Source organism: Pseudoalteromonas sp. KG3, assembly GCF_030436385.1.
Taxonomy (GTDB): Bacteria; Pseudomonadota; Gammaproteobacteria; order Enterobacterales; family Alteromonadaceae; genus Pseudoalteromonas; species Pseudoalteromonas prydzensis.
Genome location: NZ_CP098523.1, coordinates 1,750,998 through 1,775,154, shown reverse-complemented (window position 1 = coordinate 1,775,154; position 24,157 = coordinate 1,750,998). Strand labels below are relative to the sequence as shown.

General features: G+C 41.1%; 19 protein-coding genes. 10 read left to right on the top strand and 9 right to left on the bottom strand.

The window, feature by feature from the left end; all coding sequences use genetic code 11:
• Positions 1-20 precede the first annotated feature (20 nt).
• Positions 21-3,479 (top strand): ATP-binding protein, encoded by a 3,459-nt coding sequence (locus tag NDQ71_RS08415; protein ID WP_301562571.1) that lies wholly within the window; start codon positions 21-23, stop codon positions 3,477-3,479.
• The gene (locus NDQ71_RS08410; RefSeq protein WP_301562570.1) at positions 3,445-4,344 is read left to right on the top strand and encodes a diguanylate cyclase; all 900 of its coding nucleotides are present in this window, start codon (positions 3,445-3,447) and stop codon (positions 4,342-4,344) included. The genes NDQ71_RS08415 and NDQ71_RS08410 overlap by 35 nt, the downstream gene beginning before the upstream one ends.
• Positions 4,345-4,357: 13 nt before the next feature.
• Here the strand turns inward: NDQ71_RS08410 and NDQ71_RS08405 are convergent, their stop codons facing one another.
• Together NDQ71_RS08405 and NDQ71_RS08400 are read right to left on the bottom strand one after the other, a co-directional pair.
• Positions 4,358-4,735 carry a DUF3192 domain-containing protein gene (locus tag NDQ71_RS08405; protein ID WP_301562569.1) on the bottom strand — a complete coding sequence of 126 codons (378 nt, stop codon included), beginning with the start codon at positions 4,733-4,735 and terminating at the stop codon, positions 4,358-4,360.
• A 164-nt stretch (positions 4,736-4,899) separates the two neighbouring features.
• On the bottom strand, positions 4,900-5,844 hold the full coding sequence (locus tag NDQ71_RS08400; RefSeq protein ID WP_301562568.1) for a D-2-hydroxyacid dehydrogenase: 945 nt from the start codon (positions 5,842-5,844) through the stop codon (positions 4,900-4,902).
• A 102-nt stretch (positions 5,845-5,946) separates the two neighbouring features.
• On the opposite strand from NDQ71_RS08400, the gene zntR reads away from it, so the two are divergent.
• From zntR to NDQ71_RS08380, 4 genes are all read left to right on the top strand, one after another.
• Entirely contained in the window at positions 5,947-6,360 is a 414-nt protein-coding gene (zntR, locus tag NDQ71_RS08395; RefSeq protein WP_064667170.1) for a Zn(2+)-responsive transcriptional regulator, read from the top strand.
• On the top strand, positions 6,344-7,519 hold the full coding sequence (locus NDQ71_RS08390) for an SO_0444 family Cu/Zn efflux transporter (protein WP_301562567.1): 1,176 nt from the start codon (positions 6,344-6,346) through the stop codon (positions 7,517-7,519). Before zntR ends, NDQ71_RS08390 begins: the two co-directional genes overlap by 17 nt.
• Before the next feature lie 160 nt (positions 7,520-7,679).
• Positions 7,680-8,813: a 1-acyl-sn-glycerol-3-phosphate acyltransferase gene (locus NDQ71_RS08385; protein ID WP_283710139.1), complete on the top strand. Its 1,134-nt coding sequence runs from the start codon at positions 7,680-7,682 to the stop codon at positions 8,811-8,813.
• 128 nt (positions 8,814-8,941) lie between these two features.
• Complete coding sequence (locus NDQ71_RS08380) at positions 8,942-9,187, top strand: DUF1289 domain-containing protein (RefSeq protein ID WP_192541705.1); 246 nt, start codon at positions 8,942-8,944, stop codon at positions 9,185-9,187.
• On the opposite strand, the gene NDQ71_RS08375 is transcribed toward NDQ71_RS08380, so the two are convergent.
• A complete protein-coding gene (locus NDQ71_RS08375) occupies positions 9,184-9,879 on the bottom strand; it encodes a transporter substrate-binding domain-containing protein (protein ID WP_301562566.1) in 696 nt (231 codons plus the stop codon). The genes NDQ71_RS08380 and NDQ71_RS08375 overlap by 4 nt on opposite strands.
• 120 nt (positions 9,880-9,999) lie before the next feature.
• Here NDQ71_RS08375 and NDQ71_RS08370 point away from each other — a divergent pair, with 120 nt between their 5' ends.
• The 3 genes from NDQ71_RS08370 to NDQ71_RS08360 are packed head-to-tail and all read left to right on the top strand — an operon-like array spanning position 10,000 to position 15,145.
• On the top strand, positions 10,000-10,203 hold the full coding sequence (locus NDQ71_RS08370) for a DUF3283 family protein (protein WP_064667173.1): 204 nt from the start codon (positions 10,000-10,002) through the stop codon (positions 10,201-10,203).
• Entirely contained in the window at positions 10,203-10,607 is a 405-nt protein-coding gene (locus NDQ71_RS08365) for a GNAT family N-acetyltransferase (protein WP_192541706.1), read from the top strand. Before NDQ71_RS08370 ends, NDQ71_RS08365 begins: the two co-directional genes overlap by 1 nt.
• A 29-nt stretch (positions 10,608-10,636) precedes the next feature.
• Positions 10,637-15,145, top strand: coding sequence for an EAL domain-containing protein (locus NDQ71_RS08360; protein WP_301562565.1), 4,509 nt, complete (start codon positions 10,637-10,639; stop codon positions 15,143-15,145).
• Positions 15,146-15,148: 3 nt separating this feature from the next.
• Here NDQ71_RS08360 and NDQ71_RS08355 read toward each other — a convergent pair whose 3' ends face one another.
• Both NDQ71_RS08355 and NDQ71_RS08350 read right to left on the bottom strand, forming a co-directional pair.
• Positions 15,149-16,096, bottom strand: coding sequence for an ion transporter (locus NDQ71_RS08355; protein ID WP_301562564.1), 948 nt, complete (start codon positions 16,094-16,096; stop codon positions 15,149-15,151).
• 4 nt (positions 16,097-16,100) lie between these two features.
• On the bottom strand, positions 16,101-18,776 hold the full coding sequence (locus NDQ71_RS08350; RefSeq protein WP_301562563.1) for a bifunctional acetate--CoA ligase family protein/GNAT family N-acetyltransferase: 2,676 nt from the start codon (positions 18,774-18,776) through the stop codon (positions 16,101-16,103).
• Between the two features lie 143 nt (positions 18,777-18,919).
• Between NDQ71_RS08350 and NDQ71_RS08345 the strand changes: the two genes are divergently transcribed.
• Positions 18,920-19,636: an SIMPL domain-containing protein gene (locus tag NDQ71_RS08345; RefSeq protein ID WP_064667178.1), complete on the top strand. Its 717-nt coding sequence runs from the start codon at positions 18,920-18,922 to the stop codon at positions 19,634-19,636.
• A 38-nt stretch (positions 19,637-19,674) separates the two neighbouring features.
• Here NDQ71_RS08345 and NDQ71_RS08340 read toward each other — a convergent pair whose 3' ends face one another.
• The 4 genes from NDQ71_RS08340 to NDQ71_RS08325 form a co-directional block, all read right to left on the bottom strand.
• Positions 19,675-20,373 carry a hypothetical protein gene (locus NDQ71_RS08340; protein ID WP_192541709.1) on the bottom strand — a complete coding sequence of 233 codons (699 nt, stop codon included), beginning with the start codon at positions 20,371-20,373 and terminating at the stop codon, positions 19,675-19,677.
• A 142-nt stretch (positions 20,374-20,515) separates the two neighbouring features.
• The gene (locus NDQ71_RS08335) at positions 20,516-22,348 is read right to left on the bottom strand and encodes a DUF885 family protein (protein ID WP_192541710.1); all 1,833 of its coding nucleotides are present in this window, start codon (positions 22,346-22,348) and stop codon (positions 20,516-20,518) included.
• A gap of 74 nt (positions 22,349-22,422) precedes the next feature.
• On the bottom strand, positions 22,423-23,559 hold the full coding sequence (gene hemW / locus NDQ71_RS08330; protein WP_192541711.1) for a radical SAM family heme chaperone HemW: 1,137 nt from the start codon (positions 23,557-23,559) through the stop codon (positions 22,423-22,425).
• The gene (locus NDQ71_RS08325) at positions 23,556-24,155 is read right to left on the bottom strand and encodes an XTP/dITP diphosphatase (protein WP_301562562.1); all 600 of its coding nucleotides are present in this window, start codon (positions 24,153-24,155) and stop codon (positions 23,556-23,558) included. Before NDQ71_RS08325 ends, hemW begins: the two co-directional genes overlap by 4 nt.
• Between the last annotated feature and the right edge of the window lie 2 nt (positions 24,156-24,157).

Sequence of the window (24,157 nt, the reverse complement as noted above, 5' to 3'; positions counted from 1 at the left end):
GCCGAGCAACGGACTGTAGATTGAACTTTCTACCTTTAAAACATTACTACCGCTCACTAGCAGTGGCACTTATTGTGCCATTGCTAGTGGCTTTTTTATTGTGCCTACATTTATACAAAATTAAGTTGGAGCGTGCTGTTGATAAACGTGAAGCCGATTTTGCCAATTTAGCAGCGCAAGTTGAGCATGCTATGAAGGGGGCTGATGGCTTGATCCGCACCTTGTTTGCGCAATATGAACAACCCCTTTCTTATCAATTTGAGCAACAGTGGCTTGAGGGGATTAATCAGCAAGATGATTATTACTACCGGGAAATTCCCGGCGGTGGTGGTGAAATTGTCGGTCAGGGCAAATTTTCTTCCACGGCGAATGCAATTGCACAATGGCAGCAAGTTATCGCCCTTGGACCGGCTTTTAATACCGCATTATCGTTAATTCAATCTTTAGCTGCGGTTGCGTACGTTAATGAGCAAGGTTTCGTATATATCAAGCGCCGTTTCGATGGCGATAGCATAATGTTAACTCAAGTGCTTGATGGTCACCTTCGGCCTATGCTTGTTGGAAACTCGTTAGCATCGAGTGCGATTATCGAAATAGCGGGTAAAAATTACTTTTCGATTGGCCATGCGCGTGAGCAGGGTAGTGAAGATTACATTATTTTGATTTATGACTTGGCCGCCGTTTCCAATTGGCTACAAAAAATATCCCCCAGCAGTGGTGAATATATCTTTTTAAACGATCAGCAAAAGGTTATTGCTAGTTCGCTAAATGAGATTAAAACGGCTGTGCCTTTAGTGCAGCATTGGCCCTCGGCAAGTCTTGCTGATGAACGTGCTCAAGGGGTTGATAATATCACTCTCATTCAGGCGCAAAAACAACTCCCCATTTATGCTGCGTACTTTGAGTCTCACAGCGAGTTAATCACACCGATAGTTACCTATGTCGTCATTGAATTTGTTTTTCTATGTCTATTTTTAGTGATGATGTTCGCCACCTTACTATGGTTGAGTCAACGTATTTTTGTCAAACCTATGACTTACTTAATGGCGTACCTTGAACAAAATGAGGCACATTATAAAGCTCGCGGCAATTATCAAATACCAGTTAACTGGCAGCCATGGTTTAGCCGGATCAAGTGGGTGCTTAATAAAAATCAGCAGCTTGTTGATTCTTTACAACAAGCTAACAGCGAACTCGATGACCAAGTTAAAATTAAAACCCGAGAGTTGGCACGCAGTTATGAAGCTAAAGAGCGACATTTAGCCTTACTTAATAGCATGCTAAATAGTGTGCCTGATTTAATTTACTTTAAAAATATTGATGGTTCATTTTTAGGTTGCAACCGTGCTTATGAGCAATACATTGGGGTTGAACAAGGGCAGCTAGTGGGCCAGCAGTTATGTGATATTAGTGATGATAGTGGCAAGCTTAGTGAGTTGGAGCAACAGGTATTAACAACCAAAACGAAAGCTGAGCAACGCCTTGAAACCCAACTACAAACATTTCAATTAACCATAGCGCCATTTTATAACGAGCAAAATCAGTTATTAGGCTCGATGGGAATTGGCCGCGACATCACTGCGCAACAGCATGCCTTGTTGGCATTAACAGCTTCTGAGTCTAAATTTCGCAGTGCCATTGAATATGCTGCCAATGGGGTGATCTTATTGTCACTTGAGCATACTGTGCTACAGCTTAACAGGACTGCGCGCAAGATTTTTGATATCGATAAAGCAGCGCCTAACTTATTATTAGAACAGTTATTTTCACAACAACAATGGCAAGAAATAGCCTCGATATTAGCCTTATTACTGACTGAGAAAAAGAAGGTGTATCACCTGACCTTAGGGCAAGAGGAGTTTAATCTTTGGTGGCAGCTGAGTGTTTCTTTAGTATGGGATGAGCAGCAAGCACCTTATTATTATGTTATTCATATTCAAGATATCAGTGCACTCACTCAGGCTAAGCAAGATGCAGAGCGGGCAACCGAGGCAAAAAGCCGTTTTATTGCAAATTTAAGCCATGAAATCCGTACCCCGCTTAATGGAGTGACGGGCTTGATTGATATGGTTATCCAACAAGGTTTAACAACGCAACAGCAACAACATGCTTTGCAGGCAAAAACGGCTGCGCAAAGCTTATTAACCATGCTCAATCGGATGCTTGATTTTGCACGAAGTGAGAACAATCAAGCGCAACTTAACCTGGTTAATTTTGAGCTAGTCGCGCTGCTAGATAGCTGTGAGAGTCTATTGATCGGGCTTTGTCAGCAAAAAGGGCTTGCGTTTAATATTGAAGTGGACCCGTTAATAGCCCCTCACCTTGTTGGTGATTATATTCGCTTGCAACAAGTACTCGGTAATTTACTAACCAACGCGGTGAAATTTACCGATCAAGGTACTATTACACTTAAAATAACAGCCCTTGATATTACTCATGCCCAGCAAACACTGTGTTTTACGGTGAAAGATACGGGGGTAGGGATTGATAAAACCGACCAGAGTCGATTATTTGATGCATTTACCCAAGGTGATGAATCGCTCACGCGTACCCACCAAGGTGTCGGTTTAGGACTTGCTATAGTAAAACATGAAGTGGCGTTAATGGGATCAGAAATTAACGTGGTGAGTGAGAAAGGCCAAGGCAGTGAGTTCTTCTTCACAATCACCTTCACTATTGAACAGCAGGCAACACCGTTCAAGGGCGGTGATAAACTTGATATTGCAATGGAAATGCCTAGCATTGAGGTTGCTGGTGCACTGGTGTTAGTGGTTGACGATAATCAACTTAATTTAGATATTATTAGCAATATTTTAAGCCAAGCAAATATTAATGTTATGACTGCAAATTCGGCGATGGCAGGGATTGATTTAGTAGCACAAGTAAAGCCGGATCTGGTTTTGATGGATATTCAGATGCCAGAAGTTGATGGCTTACAAGCTGCGGCTTTATTGCGACAACAGTATACACATCAACAATTACCTATTTTTGCGCTTACTGCACACAGTGAGCTGGCCGATGAGCAGCGTTCATTTGCTGCGGGAATGAACAAACATCTCACCAAACCTGTCGTTGCAGCGACTTTATTAACTGCAATCAATGAGCTGGAAATTACGAAAAGTCCGTTTTTTGATCGTACTTTTGCATTATCTCAATTCTCTGACGATAATACTTTATTGCAAGTTATGTTAGAAAAGTTTGCACAATTGTGTGATAGTCATCTACAGCAATTACATGTTTCAACGTTGGAAAATGGTTTGGAACGATTAGTGCATAGTATTAAAGGGGTGTCAGGAAACCTAGGATTTAATCGCCTTTGTGCTGCCGCTCAGCAATTAGAAAGTAGACTTAGAAAGTCGCAACACGTTGAGCAATCATACCTGACTCAGCTGGTGTTCGAATTAGCACAGGTAAATAGATATATTCAAATACAAGGCTCAGTAAATGTTGAAGAAAGCAAAAATATTAATTGTAGATGACGATGCGCTTAACCGAATCATTTTAGAAAAAACCTTAAGCGATGAGCATGATGTTTACTTAGTGACAAGCGGTGAAGACGCGCTGGCGTTTGTTAAACACACGCAAGTAGACTTAATCATTTTAGATATCATGATGCCTAGTATGAATGGTTATGAAGTACTCGTACAGCTAAAAGAGAACAGTATAAGCCAGGCTATTCCTATTATTTTTATCTCTGCAAACAACCGTCATGAAGATGAGGTAAAGGGGCTAGAGCTCGGCGCAATGGATTATATTGGTAAGCCATTTAGTGCCGCTATTGTGAAAGTTAGAGTGCGGAACCAGTTATTAATTAAGCAAAAAAATGATTTGCTAGAAATACTTGCCTCTATTGATGGCTTAACAGAAATACCCAATAGACGTTATTTTGATGAGAACTTAGAAAGAGAGTGGCGTAGAAGTAAGCGTAACAACTCTCCTTTGTGCGTTTTACTCATAGATATTGATCATTTTAAACGTTATAACGACTACTATGGCCACCGAGCTGGAGACGAATGTTTAAAAACAGTGGCAAAAACGTTAGCCGCGCAATGTGAGCGTAGCGGTGATTTTATTGCGCGTTACGGCGGTGAAGAATTTGTGGCCGTATTACCAGAAACCAATCAGCAAGGTGCAATCGCTTTTGCCAACAAGGTACGTAACGCCGTTAATGATTTGAATATTGAACATAATGCGTCTTTAAACGCTACACACGTCACCATTAGCATCGGTATTGCTTCTAGTGAGAGTAGCCAAGCTTACACTGAAAAAGCATTGTTAGAAGAAGCTGACTCCGGTTTGTATAATGCGAAAAAGTTAGGGCGCAATCAAATTAGCGCCCAATAAATGCTGTAGTTACTTAGTTTGTCAGCATTTGCAGTGCTGAGGCACCAATACCAACTAATTTATCATTTTTAAATACCAACGGTGTACATTCATCTTTTGTTGTTTTACTATCTGAGTGAATGCTTTGAGTGGCATAAAATAGTACTTGATATACATCGCCGTCTTTTTTTAGTAGCTCAGTAAAATCAGGGGTTTTAAGTTGATTTAAAACACTTTGATAGCTGGTATCTAGCCCTAATGATGCAATAGTTTCACGATTAGATTGATGGTGCTTTTCCCAGCTTGAATTATTACCTGCCCAATGCGTTTCTGCTTCACCGTCTGATACGGCAATTACACAACCAGTAAGAAGTGGGGCTGTAAGGGCGGCAATTAAAAGTACTTTTTTCATTGTTTTATCCTGATACTAAATAGTGATTATTAATTTGCTTATTCATAGCAAAGAGTCTGCCAATGTTTTTATTATTTAAAAATCATATGTTTAGTATTTTATTTGCAAGGTGGTAAATTGTATTTCACCACCTTGTATCGTGTATAAAGCTAAAATTTAGTTTATTACACCAATCTGTTTAAACTTTCGCCTTGGCTAAATGCACTGATATTCAGGCTCACTTGTTTAACCAAGCGAATGATTGACTCCTCGCTCGCCCAAGCAATATGTGGGGTTAAAATTAAGTTATCGCCATCGTAAATGGCTAATGGATTATTATCTGCCGCTGGTTCTTTGGTTAACACATCAAACCCAGCCCCTGCGATTTGTTTATTCGCTAATGCCTGCGCTAACTGTGCTTCATTAACAATACCACCGCGCGCGGTGTTAATTAAAATGGCGCTGGGTTTCATCATTGCCAGCTCTTCGCTGCTAATTAAATCGCGGCTTTCATCCGTTAATGGGCAGTGAATGCTAATGATATCGGCACATTTAATCGCTTGAAAAAATTCAGTGCGGCCTGCTCTTGGGCTGTGGCCTTTACGCTCACTGATGATCACATTTGCACCAAATGCTTTTGCAACATCTGCAACCGCTTTACCAAGCGCACCATAACCGATAATTGCTAAGGTTTTACCGCCAATATCATTAAAACGATAATCAAGGCGACAAAACATCTTACTTTGTTGCCATAAGCCTTGTTGGCAATCAGCAATATAGCGGTGGGTATTACCGAGTAAGTTAGTGATTAAAGCAAAGGTGTGTTGGACTACAGAAGGTGTTGAATAGCCTGCAACATTGGTAACGGCAATGCCAAGCTCTTTAGCGGCGACTAAATCAACATTATTAGTGCCAGTTGCGGCAACACAAATGAGCTTTAATGCAGGGAGTTTTGTCAATGTTTCGCGATTAAGGACTACTTTATTGGTGATCAATACATCAGCATCAGCACTGTGTGCTATTACTTGCTCTGGGCTGGTTAGCGGGTAGCTGGTGAAATTGCCAAGTGATTGAAAAGGCTCAAGTGATGTGCCAGCTAATGTGGCCGTATCGAGAAGGGTGATATTCATGCGCTGTCCTTATTAAATAAAATAATTTTAATACTTGACCTTGGTGTGTACTCTAAGGTTTATAGTTGGAATCAGTTGATAATACACTCATTGGAGACACAAATGAAAATAGGTGAGTTTGCTAATCAGTTAGGTGTCTCAACAGATACCCTAAGATACTATGAAAAACACAATTTGTTAACGCCATCAAGTCGAACCGAGGCCGGTTATCGCGATTATGGGGAGGCTACACTGAAGCAAATGAAGTTTATTTTGCGTGCTAAAAATGTTGGTTTTAGCTTGGCAGAGATCAAAGAGTTGCTGCAAATTAAATTTAAAAAACACCAGCATTCGTGCCATGAAGTAAAAGATTTAACGATACAAAAACGTGATCTAGTTGCAGAACGTATTGCTGAACTAACACGTTTTCATCAATCACTATCGGTACTTGCTGATAAATGCTGTGGTGGACAAGAGCCCGCTGATAACTGTTCAATATTAACCACTTTGGAGGACATCGATGGACTTACTCAATAATTTTTGGCAGTTATTTTTATTATCTGCCCCTTGGTTAATGCTTGGTTTACTGATTGCTGGCTTATTAAATGTGTATTTACCAGCCAATTTTTTAAATAAACATTTAGGCAAAGAGGGGTTTTGGACCACAGTGAAAGCGGCATTAATTGGTGCACCAATGCCGTTGTGTTCATGTGGTGTTATCCCTGCTGCGATAGGCTTAAGACGTGCAGGTGCTTCAAAAAGTGCGACTACAGCGTTTTTAGTGTCGACGCCTGAAACGGGTGTTGATTCAGTGTCTGTGTCGTATGTGTTATTAGGCCCCTTTATGGCGATTATTCGTCCCATAGCTGCGATTTGCAGTGCTATTGTTGCAGGTGTACTAGTTGGGCGTGATGACGATAAACAGCAAGTAAAACCCGCTGCGGGAGCTGACATTAAAACCAGTTGTTGTGCGGCTAAACCGGCGGAGCCTGAAGCTAAAACCAGTTGTTGTGCGGCTAAACCAGCGGAGCCTGAAGCTAAAACCAGTTGCTGTGCGCCTAAATCGGCGGAGCCTGAAGTTAAAACCAGTTGTTGTGATACACCAAACGCGGCACCACAAAGTCAATGGCAGAAGATGCGACAAGCGATAAGTTTTAGCTGCAACAAACTACTATCAGATACCATGGTCTGGTTAATGATTGGTTTATTCTTTGCTGCACTGGTCCAAACCTATGTGCCAGAGTCATTTTTAACCCAGTGGGGCAGTGGCATTTTAGCTATGCTGGTGGTGATTTTGATTAGTATTCCAATGTATATTTGTGCCACCGCGTCTACGCCTATTGCTGCAGGTTTGTTATTGAGCGGAGTATCGCCGGGGGCGGTGTTAGTGTTTATGCTCGTAGGGCCAGCAACAAATATCGCTACATTAGGCGTTGTGGCAAATGAGCTTGGTAAGCGTGCTGTAGCCGCCTATTTAATAGGGGTTATTGGTGTGGCGTTAATTTTTGGTTTTTTAACGGATTATTTAGTAACGGAGTTTGGCTTTGTCGTTACCCCACTACTAGGTGAAGAGCATCAAGTCCTGCCACATTGGCTAAGCGTTGTTTGTGGTGTAATTTTAATGGCACTTATCCTGCGTTTAGTTGTCATAGCATCGCAAGCAAAGCTAAAGGTAACTGGTAAGAGCATTGCTTAATTGAATGTTCTATAAGTACTTTTAAGAGCGCATATGAGTTTGCATGAAAATGCAATAGTGTGACTTAGTTCGCATTTTAGTTTGCCTGAGTTATAATCGAACCAATAATATAAACGGTACGTATTTTACGTGCCGTTTTTTTAACTTTATAGATGCAGTAATGAGTGAATTAGTGGATAAGTACGCCGATATAAGACCTTACAACGACGACGAAGTAGCTGCCTCAGTTACTCGTTTGATTGCAGATAACGCATTTATTGATGTATTAGCAAAATATAATTTGCCGCGCTTTATATCCTCAGTGCCATTTTTAGCGCGTTTTTTAGTTCGCCACCAATTACAAAAAAAATGGGGCGGTGTTAACTCTGTTGAGCAAGTACAGCAAGAAGTCGCGAAATATTTAGCTTTATTGGTTAAGCGCACGACCTCAGAAGTTACCTTTTCTGGTTTAGATCAACTGGATCCCAAGCAAGCCTATTTATTTATCTCTAACCATCGCGATATCGTGCTTGATCCTGCATTAGTTAACTGGGGTTTGTTTAGCCATAATATGAAAACTGTGCGCATCGCTATTGGTGATAACTTACTGCAGATCCCATATATTACTGAGCTAATGCGCCTTAATAAAAGTTTTATAGTGAAGCGTTCAGCTAAAGCGCCGAAAGAGATGCTAAAAGCTCTGTCGCAGCTCTCAGCCTATATTTATGATTCACTTGCTGGTGGTGATTCAATTTGGATTGCCCAAAAAGAAGGTCGTGCGAAAGATGGTTTTGATCAAACCGATCCGGCGTTACTGAAAATGTTGCAATTAAATGGTCGTAAGCAAAAGAAAGAATTTTCTGAATATGTTCGTGAGCTAAAAATTGTTCCAGTATCCATCTCTTATCAATATGAGCCTTGTGCCATAGCAAAAGCGAAAGAGCTTTATCATAAGCAACATCACGGTAAATATGTTAAATCGGCTGGCGAAGATATTGCCAGCATTGTTGAGGGCTTCAGTGCAGCTAAAGGACATGTACATTTAGCGTTTGGACAACCCATTGATGCAGATTGTGATTCGCCAGAGCGATTAGCAAAGACGATTGATCAGCAAATAGTTGATTCGTTTTTCTTACATCCTGGCAATTATATTGCTGGTGGTTGTAAGCAAGCCGTGATTGATAAAAGTGACGCAAAAGCATTTGAGCAACGCATGGCAAACGTGCCTGAGGAACTTAAACCTCTTGTATTAGCGATGTATGCAAAGCCTTTTCATCGCAAAGCTGAGTTTTATAGTAGCGAACACGAGCAATAACAAAGCAGCATAGTTATAAAAGCCGTATAAAAACAACACAGTTTTAAAAACCGTATAATAAGTTACGGTTTTTTTTCGCTTAAAAAACGGGCTATACTCAAAGCATTCTTTATTGACTGATGCTGGCTATGCAACAAATTGAAATTTTTGAGATTCCTAGTCCCTGCAAAGGTATTTGTGAGGTCAATAACCGAGGCTATTGTAAAGGCTGTTATCGCAGTCGTGAAGAACGCTTTGGTTGGAATTCATTTTCAAATGTTGAAAAAAAGCAGGTAATCAGTTTATGCCAACAACGCTATAAGCGTTACTTACAAAAACACAAAGCAAATACTGAACAGCCAGTTTCACCTAAGCAGGATGATTTTGGTTTTTAATCAAGGTTATACTTAGCTCTGAGTAAACGTATCGTGCCGTTTTCATTGAGTTTATGCAGTTGCTGTTCAAGTTTCGGTATTAATGCTTTATGGCGGGAGTTTAGAAAGTGAAAGCTCTTGATCGGTGCAAGTACTTCCATTTGAAATTGATTAACATCAAAGTGAGGGTGCTTAGTCGATAATAAAAAGTCGAGTAATAATACCCCTTGCACTTTTTGTTGGGTGAGTAAATTGAGCTGGGCAGTCACGCTTTTTACGTTAATTACATCGCCAATAAATGGATGCTCATTTAAGTAACTTTGTGCTGCTGGGTAACCAACTTGTATGGCAATACTGTCAATTTGTTCAAAGGTACATTGTTGGCAATTTTTTAATAGTACAAGGTTAAACTCAAACAGTGGAAAGTTAACTGCATGTAGATTTGTATACTGCTGGCTAATAGTTGAAATACGCCCTAGTTGACCGTCAAGGGTACCATTATTGGCTGCGGATAACGCACTTTGGTGATTAAAATCAATGATATGTAAATCATAACCAAGCTCGTTATAGGCTAAGGTCATCAATTCAATAACATAGCGAGCTTGTGGGGTATCTGCTGGGCGATTAAAGAGCATATGTTGGTTTTTTGCTAAAGTGCAAAATGGCGTCAGTAAAGCACAAAGCACTATGCATTGAAGAATGTATTTAATCACAGCGTTTCCATAGTAGGGCAAAAACGCCACCAATCTACGTTTAAAAGCCAAAAAGCGCAAGTTTAGCCGTGACTCCGATGGTATACTCACATCATTATGATTAGTAAAAACAGGTAATTTATGTCGTTTAACTTATGCTTACTACCACGTGAACAAAAATATCAAATACAATTAGATTACGAAGCATCGTTCTGGGCTTATCAAATTAAGCGTGGCAAGAGTACTCGTGAGCAAATATACAATACTATTCATAGCCGGCCAGTGGCAGAACAAATGTTTTTGAAACAACAGTTTGAGCAATATCTAGCAACGATGCAAAGCTGATGAACACACTACGTTTTGAGCGTTTAGCAGCGATTAAAACACCTTTAGTTAATAAGTTTTACAGTCAACATAATGCTCGTGGTCGAGCGACCAAACACGATCAAGTCTGGGTTGCTTATCATGACTTTGCTATTGTCGCGGCATGCAGAATTCAAAATCGCAGTGACTATTTATTTTTATCTACCGTGTTGGTGGCACCAACTAGACGTCGTCAAGGGCTTGCAAAACAGCTACTAAAGTATGCCTTAGTTGAGCAAAACTCGCATGTTTATACGTTTGCTTATGCAGAGTTAACTGATTTTTATAAATCAATCGGGTTTAACTTTGTGCTAACATTACCATCAGCTTTGGATACACTATTTGCTGTCTATCAACAACGCAATATAGTAGCCATGCAGTATTAATTTGTTAAAACAAAGACGTGGAAATTTAGATGGGTAAATGGTTTAAGGCTTGTATTTTATTTTGCTTAGTCGCATCTATTGTTGCAAGCCAAGTTGCTATTGCGCAGGTAAAACGTTTATCGCCCAGTGAAGGTTTATCACAAAGCTATGTAAGTACCATGTTAATAGATAACAGTGGTTATTTATGGTTGGCGACTGAAGGTGGCTTAAATCGTTACGATGGTTATCAAGTAGTCCATGTAGCAGGGCCTAATGGCGAGTTAAATGAAGCGATTATTGATGTTATTTATCAAGACCCTGCCGGTTATATTTGGATTGCTTCATTAGTGGCTGGGCTATTTCGGTATGACCCAAGTACCGATAGTTATCAGCAGTTTTTATCAAAGCCCGTCAGTGAAGAACAAATCTTAAGTCAGTCTGTATTTACTATGGTTGCAACGGATGAGAAATCATTATGGATTGGCCGTGGCTGGGATTTTGCTCGTCTTGATTTAGCCACGGGGCAAATTGAAACTGTTTTTGAATTACCAGATCGCACTCGCAGAAGTATGATCCGCGATTTATTGCATTATAAAGGCTATATTTTTATCGCTGCGAGTAGTGGCGCTTATGTTTATCATATAGAGACAGGGCAATACCGAAAGTTAGAACACTTAAGCGCAGAGCCTGATCATGTTTATCAAAATTACATAAAGTCGTTTGCAATAGGTGAAAATGAGCAACTGTTAGTGGGTGCTGTACGCGGTCTATATCAAGTGGATATCAGCGATTTACCGAGTATGTTTGAGCGCCCAGATATCCCGTTTAAAAATAAAACGCTATTCGATGATCTAAATGTTTGGAAAATAATCAATGAACATGGTGTACTTGACCTGGGAACTGATAAGGGCTTGTTCAAGTTAGATCTAGCTACAGGCGAATTGACTAAAAATAACCGATTAGAAGAAAGTAAATACTCACTGGTCGATCCAAGTATTATAGATATAGTTAAAGATAAAAACGGTGCAATGTGGGCTGCCACTAAAAGTGATGGGGCGTTTTATTTGCCTTATGATAATTACCACTTTGAAAATGTTAATGCCACTATGCTCTCAGGTGATGGCTTGTCTCACCCTTCAATTTGGGGAATAACTGAGTTTGAAAATAAACTTTGGTTAGCGACCCATAACGGTTTAACTGCCGTTGATTTAAAAACCAAGCACGGAGAAGTCTTTTTAAAAGACTACCAAGCCGATTTATTTACCACTGAATTTAATATTTACGAGATAACTCCGTATAAAAATAAGTTGTGGCTGCGGACTAATCGCGGCATGTTTAGTTTTGATCCACATAGCCATGAAATTTCTCCTGCCAAAACAGCGGATCCTAGTCAACAGCATTTAATAGCTGGTTGGGTACATGGCTCTATGTTGATGCCTAATGGAGACTTGTTTTATGTTCATTCCGATCATGGCATATTTGTTTATAATATTGATAGCCAAAAAATAACCCCTTTAGGCGGTGAATTTGAAAGCTTTGAGCCGTTTTTAGCGTATGGTTTTTTTCCTCCACTATCTAGCAAACCTGATTCACCGCTGTTTTATAATGCAGGGGTACTTTATCTGGTCGATCCGAATTCATTTGCTTTAACAAAAATTTATACTGTGCCAGAACAACATGAAAACGTTGCAGTTAACGTGATGTCCTATATCGTAGATAATAACAATGTGCTGTGGATCAGCTTATCCAATTTTGGTTTGATTGGTCTGGATGCAACGACCTATAAATTACTTTATACCATTGACTTAGATAAAAATAAGCTTGGCACTTTAATGTACAATATGGTGCTAGATGATACTGGTATGATCTGGATGAGCAGTCATAAAGGTATTTGGCGACTAAACCCAGAGAATAAACACTTTCAACAATTTACTACATCAGAAGGGTTGATCTCTACTGAGTTTAATAGTGGTGCATTTACCCGTTTAAAAACGGGACAAATAGTATATGGCACGTTAAAGGGGTTTAGCTACTTTTACCCAAATGATAATCATCCCAAGCATGGTTTAATTGACCACGTTAATATCACTAGCATTGATTTAATGTCCCGTGAATTATCTACAGATCTTAAGCAGCCAATCAAAAAAATAACCTTAGAACATGATGATATAGGGCTAGAAGTGGCTTTTTCGGCCATGGCATTTAATTATCAAGAACGTATTATTTATGAGTACCAACTCTCTGATGGGCAAAAATCGTATACTCGTAATAATAATCGCGTGTTATTTCCAAAACTTAATCCTGGCGAGTATCAATTAAAAATCTGGGCTAAAGATCCACTGACAGGTGACTATACGCAACCAGCAGTACTGGATATTGTAGTTAAATACCCACTATGGCGAGCGCCGCAGTTTATAGCACTTTACGCAGTCGTGTTTATCGTATTAATTGCCAGTTGGATAATGCGTCGTAATCGAATACAGCAATTGTTATTAGCAGCGCATAAAGAAAGCCAAGAAAGTGAAGCGCGGCTAAAATTAGCATTAGAAGGAAGCCGCTCAGGGGTGTGGGACTGGCAATCATCAAGTCCCATCATCTATCAACCACGGCTTAAAAATGAATTAGGCTATGATGTTGAATCGGTAAATCTGGATGACTATTTAGCAAAAATTCACCCGATAGATAAACAAAACTTCCGCATTGAGTGGCTAGAGTTTTTATCTACCGAAAAGGGCTACTTTAACTGTACTTACCGATTGCGCCACAAGTCAGGGCATTGGCGTTGGTACAAAGACTTTGGCAAAGTGGTGGCATGGCAAGGTAGTACGCCAGATAAAGTTGCGGGCACATACACTAATATGACCCGTGAATTAGTGTTTGAAGAGCATGCGCGCTTATTTGGTGCTGCTTTTGAGCAAACCCGCGATTGGGTGTTTATTTTAGATAAAAGTTTACGAATTCTAGCCACTAACAAAGCACTGCAAAGTGCATTTGATTTCCCTGTAGAGCATCGCTCTAGCTGTTCATTACATCTAGGTTTAAGCCGTAGTGTCAGAGTGAATTATCTGCGTGTTATGAAAGAGCTACAAGCTGGTGAACATTTTTCTGCAGAAGATACCGTCTACCTAGCCAGTGGTGAACCTCGTCATGTATTAATCAAGGTCAGTGCTGTGGCTGATACTGAGCAACGCTTAGAGAGCTATGTTGTGATCCTGACCGACATTAACGCACAAAAGCTGGCTGAAAATGAGTTGTTTGTATTGGCAAATTACGACAGCTTAACGGGGTTACCAAATCGCACTTTATTTAATGACCGAGTTGAGCATGCACTAGAACAAGCAAAAGCGCAAAACTCAAAAACAGCACTTCTCAATATCAATATTAAACGCTTTAAATATTTTAATGATTCGTTAGGACATGAAGCTGCCGATGAGATCATCAAAGCCGTGGCACTGCGGTTAAAATCACGTTTACAAGCCAAAGATAGTGTTGCTCGTTTTAGTGGCGACGAATTCATGTTGTTAGTTGAAGGTATTCAGCAAATAGAAGAAGTGGTTTTATTGTGCGTTAAATTAATGGCCAGCATGAATGACAATATTATTGTTAATGAACAGGCTATAAGTATCAGTTTAAGTATTGGTGTTGCCATTTCTCCTGATGATGCTCTAAATGCAAAAGGCTTAATTAAAGCTGCTGACATAGCACTTTACCACTCTAAAAAGAGCTTGGAAGGGTGTTATCAATTTTATAAGCAATACATGAATCAGCATGTTCAACGCGCACTGCACTTAGAATCGCAATTAAATCAGGCCTATCAAAATTACGAATTTTGCAATTATTATCAAGTGATTGTTAATGCAAAAACTCATCAGTCCGATGGACTTGAAGTATTGTTACGTTGGCCAGAAAACACCACTTATAAACCACAAGAGTTTGCGCTTGCGGCTGAGAGTGTTGGGCTGATCACCAAAATTATGCTGCAAACCTTAGCCAGAGCACTGATAGAGCTTAAGCAGTGGCAACAACAACGACCTGATTTATATATATCTATTAACTTGTCTGCTTTAGATTTTGAATATAAATCTTTAGTTGAAGAGATCAGCTCTGCATTGGCCTACGCCGATGTGGCTGCTTCCTCCGTGGTGTTTGAAATTACAGAGTCTGTATTGATGCACGATTCGTCGCAAGCGCTGGCTAGTATGTCGAAATTGAAGGCGTTAGGTTGTCGTTTATATTTGGATGACTTTGGTACAGGCTATGCTTCTTTAACATATTTAAAGCGCTTTCCCATTGATGTGCTCAAAATTGACCGTAGTTTTGTAACCGATATTGGTTTAGATAGTGATGATGAAGCGATTATTCAGTCAACCTTGGCATTGGCGAAAAGCTTAGGTAAAGAATGCGTCGCAGAAGGCGTAGAAACTAAGCAACAGCTGGCCTTTTTGCGTAACTTAGGCTGTAATTTATTTCAGGGCTATTTATTCAGTAAACCAATCCCTGGGGATGATGTAAGCGCACTATTACATAAAGACTGGCAGTCGTTGTTGAACGAGGACTAATAGCTAGTCTTGGCGTTCACCGCAGTGACGACAATAAAGGTGTTTAGTGCGTTGGCTCAGTTGAGATTTAATGGCTTTGTTTGCTTCTTGCTTACTGAGACCAAGCTTACAGCGCAAATTCTCTAGATGCTCTAGCTGATCATCATCTAGCTTGCCGCCATGTAGGCATTCATGCACGGCATCACTAAAAAGTACCCGACGTTTGCGTAATTGTTCTGAAAAGCTAGAAGCCAATAAACCCGTCGGAATAGCCACCATTCCCATACTCAGTAATGTAATAACGCCACCAAAAATTCGGCCCAGCGGTGTGACGGGGACAACATCACCGTAGCCTACCGTTGTGAGAGTTGCCATTGCCCACCACATTGCTGCTGGAATGGAGCCAAATTTATCTGGTTGTATATCATGTTCGATTAAGTAAATGCCACAAGAGGCTAAAATGAGCACCACAGCCATAATAAAAAAGGCGGCAATCAGTGAGCCGCTTTCATCACGAAATGACTGTAATAGTAGCTGCATAGCCCGTGAATATCGGGTTAACTTAAAGATCCTAAGCAACCTAAACACTCTCAAGAAGCGTAAATCAAAGGTGATAAACATCATCAATAGGGTAGGTAGGATAGCTAGTAAATCTATCACCGCTAATGGCGAGCATAAGTATTTTAAGCGGCGTTTAAAGTTACTACATTCTAGGCTTTTATATTCTACGCGGTCAACGCATGACCAAAAGCGTAATAAATATTCGATAGCAAATATACTAACGGAGCCAATCTCTAGCATTAAAAATGCGTGCTTGTAGTGTTGGGCTAGGCTAACGACAGATTCAAGTACAATGGCAACCACATTAATCATTATTAGGGTTATTAAAAATACATCAATAATGTGGCCGATTTTGCGATATTCACCATTACCTTCAAGTAACAAGGCGGTTTGTTGTCGTAAATTTTTCAAATGCTTATCCGTGTTTATTTATTGGCGTTAAAGCAAGCACCATGTTGATACTGCCTTCTTCAAAGTCACGACTGATCTTAAAGCCTAGTTTGCGGGCTAATTCAATCATGCCAGTATTTTCTGGCAGGGTGATACCTTCAATAAATTGTACACCTTGGCTTTGGCAATATTCAATGGCAGCTCGCATCAACAAGCCTCCTAAGCCAAGCCCTTGGCTGTTTGAGCGTACCACAATGGCAAATTCGGCATGCACTTTATCAGGGTCCATTAATACCCGAGATACACCAAGTGTTGCGTTGTCTTGAGTGATAATAAATGCCATCTCTCGGTCGTAATCAATTTGCGTCATTTTCGCCAGTTGATCGTGGTTAAATTGCGGCAGTTCACCAAAGAAGCGTTTGTAGCGATCTTCTTTACTAAGTGACTGATCAAACTCTTGGTGTGCTTGCTCATCTTCGGGTTTGATCGGACGCAGTATTGCTTGGCTATTATTTTTTAAAGTAACCTGTTGTACCAGCTCAATCGGGTAGGGGCGGATTGATAAGCGCTTACGATGCGATTGTACTTGATATCGACTTAAGGTCATGGTGGCATCGAGTACTAAAAATTGGCCGTTACTGGCTAAGATTGGGTTTAGCTCTACAGATGTGATATCGGGTTGATCAATCACTAGCTGAGAAATGCGGGTAAGCAGTGCGCAAAGGCGATACTTATCTACTTTTTCTGGTAATACGCGATCTTTAAGCACGCCCTTATCATGAGCTGCGGCAATTAAATATTTAGCTAAGTTCATGTTTAAAGGGGGGAGAGCTACTGCGGCTTGAGCAAATTCCAGACCGGTGCCGGCTTCTCCAAGTAAAATAACCGGGCCAAAGTTAGCTTCAGTTTTAATTGCGATACGCAGTTCATTTGCGCCTGCACGCGGCGCCATTTTTTGTAGTGAAAAGCCTTCAATAATCGCATCTGGGTAGGTGTTTTTTATTCTTAGTAGCATTGCAAAGGCGGTTTGCTCAACTTCTTGCGCATCGTTTAAGTTAAGAACTACGCCACCGACTTCTGATTTTGATGGAATGCTAGGGCTTATCAGTTTCAGTGCCACAGGAAAGCCTAGTTCTATGGCTTGCTCTTTAGCTTCTGTTGGCGTGTAGGCCACCTCGGTTTGAATACATTCAACCCCATAATGAGCCAATATTTGGCTGGCTTGATGGGTGGATAAATAGCTTTGCTGCTCTGCTAAAAATTCATTAACGATGGCTTTTGCAGCTTGTTTATTGATTGTTGCATCATCGGTGTTTGACTCAGGGGTTTGTGTTAAGTGCTTTTGGTTACGGCGATAACTGACTAAGTGCATAAATGCACGTACAGCACCCTCAGGGGTACGGTAGGTAGGAATGCCGTAGTTGCTGCATAAGCGACGCGCGGCGTAGGCGGCATCTTCACCCATAAAGTTTGTGATCACATAAGGACGGGCCATTTTCGGCAGCTTATTGAGCGTTTGCGCAATGATCAACGCATAGTCTTCACTGGGGGCTAATGCCGATGGCGTGTGGATGATCAGTAAGTTTTTAACTTCTTTTGCATGTAATAAAATTTCCAGTGCTTGCTGATAACGGGCCGGGGCTGAATCGCCAAAAATATCTACCGGGTTTGACGTCATATCTGATTGTGGGATCACCTTGTTTAACGCACATCGGGTTTCTTCACTCAATTGTGCAAGCTTACCGGAACTTTGTAATAAACTATCAACGGCCATCACACCAGGGCCACCGCCGTTGGTTAAAATGGTCAGTTGTTCGACTTTTAATAACTTAGGATGCATAGCCAAGGTTTGTGTGGCAGCAAACAGCTCAGTGAGATCATTTACCCGCAACATACCGGCGCGTTGGAACAAAGCATCATATACGGCATCAGAGCTTTGCTTTCCGCCGGTGTGAATTTCTGCGGCGAGTGCCCCTGCGGCCGTTTTTCCGGTTTTAATGGCGATCACCGGTTTACTAAACGCAGCAGCGCGAGCGGCGGAGATAAAACTACGAATGTTTTCGATATTATCGATATATAATAAAATGGCTTTGGTTTTCGCATCGCGACCTAAAAAGTCCAGCAGCTCTGCAAAATCAATATCTAAGCAGTCCCCCACAGAAACAAAATAGGAAAAGCCAATTTCTTTATTTTTAGCCCAATCTAAAATGGTGGAGCAAACAGCCGCTGACTGTGAGACAAAGGCTATTTTACCTTCGCTGGCAACGGTGTGAGAAAAACTCGCATTGAGGCCAATATGGGGGATCAATAAACCCAAACAATTAGGGCCAAGTAATGACACTTTGGCTTGTTTAGCGGCTTCTTGCAGTGCTGTTTTTTGCTGATGATTGAGTCCCGCTGCGATCACCACAGCATTTTTACAGCCAAACTCACCTAATTCGGCAATAATTGTCAGCAATGTGTGTTTGTTGGTGCAGATCACTGCAAGATCTGGAATTTTCGGCAGTGCTGCAATTGAAGGGTATGCTAACACGCCATGCACGGCGCTGTGCGTTGGGCTTACTGGCATTATTGGGCCGTTAAATCCGCCCTGCAATAAGTTACGCATCACCACAAACCCTGCCCGAGAAACATTATTTGAGGCACCAATCACGGCAACCGATGTCGGGTTAAAAAACTGACTAATGCGTTTTACGCTCATGGCTTTTCCTTGCGGGTTATGTGTTTTCTTGGCAAGTGATGCAGAGAATCTTTTTGCTAAACTATACTGCTCAATGTAACCTGTTTAGGTTGATTTTTCGAGCATCAAACCAATTTACATTGATAATTATCAAAGGAATCTAAATGAATAAGCCAAATGGATATTACCAGTTACTGGGAGCCGCGGTATTAAGTGTTGCTATTTTAGGTTGCGGATGGATTTTAAAATCTGCGGCACTTGATGTAAAAAATATGGAGCGCACCGTTGAAGTCAAAGGCCTTGCCGAGCGTGAAGTTGTTGCCGATACCGTTATTTGGCCGGTGCAATTTAGCGACGCTGATAATAATTTAGAAAAATTAGTCGAGCGGGTTGAGCAAAAAAGCTCTGCGGTGGTCGCTTTTTTAAAGTTGCATGGTTTTGATGAGCAAGAAATAAGCTTAAGCAAACAATCAATTGTTGATAAACAGGCGCGCGAATACGGTGCTGAAAATCAGCAATTTCGATATATTGCCCGTGCTAATATCACTGTGTATTCACAGCAACCCGATAAAGTACAAAATGCTTTAACAAAGGTGGGGCAGTTGGCCAAGCAAGGAATTGCTATCGTGCAGGATAACTATGAAACCCGCGTTGAGTACATGTTTACTGGGCTAAATGATATCAAGCCAGCAATGGTGCAAGAGGCCACTGAGAAAGCCCGTGAAGTTGCTCTTAAGTTTGCCAAAGACTCACAGTCAAAACTTGGTAAAATCCGCACCGCAAGACAAGGCCAGTTTAGCATTATCGACCGCGATTCAAACACGCCACAAATTAAAAAAGTACGCGTTGTAACCAGTGTTGAATATTATTTATCTGACTAATATTATTTATCTGACTAATATTATTTATCTGACTAATATTATTTATGTTGTGCAAGGTAGCGATCAATTTGCTCTGTTTTACAGCGTAAATACGCACCACTGAGTAATATTTTATAGTCACTAAGCGATTTAGTTGGGCTTGCTTGGCATAATGTGAGTAACGCTTTTAAGAAGGCGGCAGTGTTGATATTGCCCTGAGTTTGTTTAAATTCAACTTCCATTAGTGCCAAAAGAGCTGAGAACTCATGCTTAGGTAAGTTATGCTCGGTTGGATTTTTGGCGATATAACTTGCAACGGCGGTGAGGCCATTTTGATCCACTTGCTGAACAGCCTGTAACAAGCTTTCATTGCTTTCAAATAACATTAATGAGCGAACATAATTAAAAGGTAAATTGCTGCCAGAACAATTACTAAACAGGCTATGTAATACATTTTGTTGCTGGGTATTTTGCTGGGCAAAGTTATTGTTAAATTTTAAACCGGGGGTGAAAAAGCTCAGCTTGTCTAAGCTCTGAATATTGGCTATTAGCTCTTTGGGCAACACATGTTGGGATAATATTTTACTCGCAATGTTTTGCAAATAAGCATATTTTACGCTCATTCGCTGGGCACTTTCATACAAATGCAGTAATTGCAGTGTTTGCTGCGCATCAGTTAAACGCACAAATGAATCAACAATGGCTGGTAACTGATGCTGTTGCATTTGTGCGTTTAGTTGGTTAATACAGGCGTCCATTGTTGCTCTCTTCTTCGTTTTATCAACCTATCCTAGCCTAACTCCTTCACTGGTCAAGTGTTTATCTATCATTCAGACAATAATTCAGACAATAAAAAAGGCCGCAGATACGGCCTTTGTAGATGTTATCAAGCAATCATGCTTAAGCTGCTAGTTTGTCTGCAACCCATTGATCAACAAAGCTCTCAAGTACGTTTAGTGGCACAGCACCATTTTTAAGTACTACATCGTGGAATTGGCGAATATCAAACTTGTCACCCAGTTTAACTTTCGCAGCTTCACGAAGCTCTAAAATCTTCAACATACCTACTTTGTAAGCCGTTGCTTGTGAAGGCATTACAATGTGACGCTCAACCATTTTCACACCGTCAGACGTCGCGTTAGGCGTATTATTTACGTAGTAATCGATACCTTGTTGGCGAGTCCATTTCATTTCATGGATACCAGTATCAACCACTAAACGGCATGCGCGCCATAACTCCATTGATAAGCGACCAAAGTCAGAATAAGGGTCTTCATATAGCCCCATTTCTTTTGGTAGTAATTCAGAGTATAAACCCCAACCTTCAATGTAGGCTGTGTAGCCACCAAATTTACGGAACTTAGGCACACCTTCAAGTTCTTGCGAAATAGCAATTTGCATGTGGTGACCAGGAATACCTTCGTGGTAAGCCAGCGCTTCCATTTGGTAAGTTGGCATTGCTTCCATATCGTAAAGGTTGGCGTAGTAAATGCCTGGGCGTGAGCCATCCGGTGCAGGTTGTTGATAAAATGCTTTACCCGCTGCTTTTTCACGGAATGCTTCAACACGTTTTACAATCATGTCAGCTTTAGGTTTAACAATAAATAGTTCATCTAAGCGTGATTTCATATTGTCGATAAGTGCCGTCGCTTCATCGAGGTATTGTTGCTTACCAGCTTCAGTGTTTGGTAAGTAAAACTGCTTATCGGTTTTCATAAACTGCATAAACGCTTTTAAATCGCCTTTAAAGCCGACTTTTTCTTTGATTTCGCGCATTTCATCATGAATACGTGAAACCTCAGCTAAACCAATGCTATGAATTTCTTTCGCGGTTAAATCTGTGGTTGTGGTACGCGCTAACGCATTATTGTAAAACGCTTCGCCGTCAGGGAACTTCCATGCCCCATCGCGATCATCTGCACGTTTTTCAAGCTGTGCTAAATAATTAATTAGCTTAGAGTAAGATGGCTTAACAGCAGCTTTTAGGGCTTTTTCTGCGTCTGTAATTAGCGCGTCTTTATCAGCTTGAGCGATTTCAAGTGCCGTTACTTTGCGTTTAAAGTCAGCAAGTAAAGTTGAGTCTTCACCTTGTTCAAACGGCGCACCGTGAATGATATTTTTGCTTGAATCAATGACATGTGGGAACACAAACTTAGGGGCGATAATGCCTTTATCAGCACGTACTTCTAAGTCTTTGATCAGTTGGTCAATAACAGTCGTTACGCCATTTAAACGTGAGATATAGGCTTTGGCATCGGCAACATCAGAAATCTGGTGTTGATTGATTAAAAATGCTGGGATCATCGAGTGAGTACCAAACATTTGGTTTACCGGGTAGTTGTGGTAACGCCATTTAAAGTCCGCGATGCTCTCTTCAAGGTCTTGTTTTTTTAAGTCATAGCTAACTTTTGTGGTGTCATCTAGCAAGTCACGGTTAATCGCATTTAAAGCAACTAAATCATCTTTGGTTTGTTGATGATCTTTTTGCACGCGAGCTTCGCTGCCGTCGTCCCATTTATCGTAATCTTTTTTGATACCCATATAGGTTTGGTAAACCGGACTGCTCATCACATCACGGTTAAAGGTATCTTCGAAAAATGCATTGGCTTTGTCTATTTCACTTTGCACAGGCTGTGTTTGTACAACGGGTGTGCTTGATTGCTCAGGTGTTTGCTGGCAACCACCTAACAGTGCAATACCCACTGCGGCGGCGATAAAGGTAAGTTTACGCATGTTTTCCCTTTTGTTGTTAGAAACCATTAATGGTTATTAATTATTATTAAAATCAGTAATTACCTGTTTGGTAATTACACAAATAACTCTAGCAGATCATTTAAAAAACGATGACCTTTTTGGCTTACCTGCCAATGACTCTCCGTTTGCTCAAGCAAACCCTTTGCGACTGCTTGTTGTAATGCATCAGCCTGACTTTGCAGCGGTAATTGTGTTAACGCCGTAAAATCACTAATTGGGCATGCTTCAAATAACCGTAAGCGATTCATAAAGAATTCAAACGGTAAGTCATGTTGTTCTACTTGCCACTGTTTAAATAAATAGGGCTTTGCTAAATCCATGTATCCACGTGGATGTTTCACTTTTTCAGTACGGGTAATGATACCTGTTTTAGCATCCGTTACCTTAGCATGGGCACCACAGCCAATACCTAAATAGTCGCCGAAGCGCCAATAATTTAGGTTGTGTTGGCATTGGTAGCCTGGTTTTGCATAGCCAGATATCTCATATTGCTGATAGCCAGCATCGGCTAATAGTGCTTGGCCTTGCTCTTGAATATCCCATAAAGTGTCATCTGCTGGCAAAACTGGCGGTTTAGAAGCAAATTGCGTATTGGCTTCAATTGTTAATTGATACCAAGATATGTGCGGTGGATTAAGAGCGATCACTTTTTTCAAGTCACTGAGTGCATCTTCAACAGATTGCCCTGGTAAACCGTGCATTAAATCAAGGTTGAAGCTGTTTAAACCAGCTTCATGGGCTTGCTCCGCGGCATAAGTCGCTTCATCGGCACCATGAATACGGCCCAGTGCTTTTAGCTTGTCATTTTGCATGCTTTGCACGCCAATCGAAATGCGATTAATGCCAGCGGCTACGTATTCTTTAAAACGCCCGGTTTCAACAGTGCCCGGGTTGGCTTCTAGGGTGATCTCGCAGTTTTCACTCAGGCCAATTAATGAATCCACCGCCGTTAATAAATTAACGTAGGCCTCACCGGTTAACAGGCTAGGCGTGCCGCCACCAATAAAGATGGAGTGAATTTTACGTCCTTGCACTAAGTGTAAGTCAGTTTTTAAATCATCAATTAAATGCTGCACATATCCTTTTTCAGGAATATCGCCTTTTTGACCATGACTATTAAAATCACAGTAAGGGCATTTTTGCACGCACCACGGCACGTGCACATATAAACTTAGCGGCGGTAAATTCACAGGCCGCCTTTGAGCTTAAGCCCTGACAGTAACTGTTTTAATGCTGTTCCGCGATGGCTTACAGCGTTCTTTTGCTGTTTAGTTAATTGCGCGCTAGTACAGTTAAGGTCTGGTACATAAAAAACCGGGTCATAACCAAAGCCACCTTGACCATCTTGGCTTTGCGTAATTTGCCCTTCCCAGCTAGCACTGCAAATCAGTGGGGTAGGGTCATCGGCGTGGCGCATAAGCACTAACACACACCAAAACCGTGCACTGCGGTTAGGATTATCAGCAAGCTCAACTAATAGCTTATCAATATTATCTTGATCGCTGGCGTGCTCGCCTGCATAACGTGCTGAGTAAACACCCGGTGCGCCGTTTAATCCATCAACCTCTAAACCTGAGTCATCGGCTATAGCTGGCAGGCCAGTGATTTTTGCCGCATGGCGAGCTTTAATGATGGCATTTTCAACAAAGGTGGTGCCTGTTTCGGGCACTTCTGGCACGTTAAAGTCGCTTTGCGGCACAACGTTGATTGCAAGCGGGCTTAGCATTTGTGCTAACTCGTTGACTTTGCCTTGGTTACCGGTGGCTAATACTAAGGTTTTTTTCATGG

Excerpts from the sequence above, each read along its gene's own strand:
- NDQ71_RS08410 (WP_301562570.1), top strand. The coding sequence starts at position 3,445 with ATGTTGAAGAAAGCAAAAATATTAATTGTAGATGACGATGCGCTTAAC.
- NDQ71_RS08405 (WP_301562569.1), bottom strand. The coding sequence starts at position 4,735 with ATGAAAAAAGTACTTTTAATTGCCGCCCTTACAGCCCCACTTCTTACT.
- NDQ71_RS08400 (WP_301562568.1), bottom strand. The coding sequence starts at position 5,844 with ATGAATATCACCCTTCTCGATACGGCCACATTAGCTGGCACATCACTT.
- zntR (WP_064667170.1), top strand. The coding sequence starts at position 5,947 with ATGAAAATAGGTGAGTTTGCTAATCAGTTAGGTGTCTCAACAGATACC.
- NDQ71_RS08390 (WP_301562567.1), top strand. The coding sequence starts at position 6,344 with ATGGACTTACTCAATAATTTTTGGCAGTTATTTTTATTATCTGCCCCT.
- NDQ71_RS08385 (WP_283710139.1), top strand. The coding sequence starts at position 7,680 with ATGAGTGAATTAGTGGATAAGTACGCCGATATAAGACCTTACAACGAC.
- NDQ71_RS08380 (WP_192541705.1), top strand. The coding sequence starts at position 8,942 with ATGCAACAAATTGAAATTTTTGAGATTCCTAGTCCCTGCAAAGGTATT.
- NDQ71_RS08370 (WP_064667173.1), top strand. The coding sequence starts at position 10,000 with ATGTCGTTTAACTTATGCTTACTACCACGTGAACAAAAATATCAAATA.
- NDQ71_RS08365 (WP_192541706.1), top strand. The coding sequence starts at position 10,203 with ATGAACACACTACGTTTTGAGCGTTTAGCAGCGATTAAAACACCTTTA.
- NDQ71_RS08360 (WP_301562565.1), top strand. The coding sequence starts at position 10,637 with ATGGGTAAATGGTTTAAGGCTTGTATTTTATTTTGCTTAGTCGCATCT.
- NDQ71_RS08350 (WP_301562563.1), bottom strand. The coding sequence starts at position 18,776 with ATGAGCGTAAAACGCATTAGTCAGTTTTTTAACCCGACATCGGTTGCC.
- NDQ71_RS08345 (WP_064667178.1), top strand. The coding sequence starts at position 18,920 with ATGAATAAGCCAAATGGATATTACCAGTTACTGGGAGCCGCGGTATTA.
- NDQ71_RS08340 (WP_192541709.1), bottom strand. The coding sequence starts at position 20,373 with ATGGACGCCTGTATTAACCAACTAAACGCACAAATGCAACAGCATCAG.
- NDQ71_RS08335 (WP_192541710.1), bottom strand. The coding sequence starts at position 22,348 with ATGCGTAAACTTACCTTTATCGCCGCCGCAGTGGGTATTGCACTGTTA.
- NDQ71_RS08325 (WP_301562562.1), bottom strand. The coding sequence starts at position 24,155 with ATGAAAAAAACCTTAGTATTAGCCACCGGTAACCAAGGCAAAGTCAAC.